Raw genomic sequence first — 437 nt, forward strand, 5'->3', positions numbered from 1 at the left:
AGATACCGGGGGCTCCATGATCAGCACCAGGCACATAGACCATTTCGAATTCCTTTCCCGCCTTAATGAGACTGTCGGCGAGCGCAAAGGTGGAGGCCGGATCGACATTGTGGTCCATTTCGCCCACGACAAGCATAAGTTTGCCGCGCAGATTGTCGGCATTGTCGATGGCGGAGGACTGTGAGTATTCGATGCCGACGGGCCAGCCCATCCACTGTTCGTTCCACCATATCTTGTCCATACGGTTGTCATAGCAGCCACTGTTGGCTACCGCAACCTTATAGAAGTCCGAATGGAATAGCAGTGCATTAATGGCGTTCTGGCCGCCAGCTGATGTACCGAAGATTCCCAAATTCGAGATGTCGTACCAGGGATATAGAGAGGCAGCCGCCTTATGCCACAGAATGCGATCGGGAAGGCCTGCATCTTTCAGATTC

General features: G+C 53.3%; 1 protein-coding gene. It reads right to left on the reverse strand.

Going from position 1 to position 437, the window contains the following annotated elements; genetic code table 11:
- Positions 1 to 437, reverse strand: a 437-nt coding sequence (locus AB4Y34_RS42010; protein WP_368719327.1) for a prolyl oligopeptidase family serine peptidase, incomplete at both ends; no start/stop codon positions are given.

Source organism: Paraburkholderia sp. BR10954 (genome assembly GCF_040965775.1).
Lineage (GTDB): Bacteria > Pseudomonadota > Gammaproteobacteria > Burkholderiales > Burkholderiaceae > Paraburkholderia > Paraburkholderia youngii.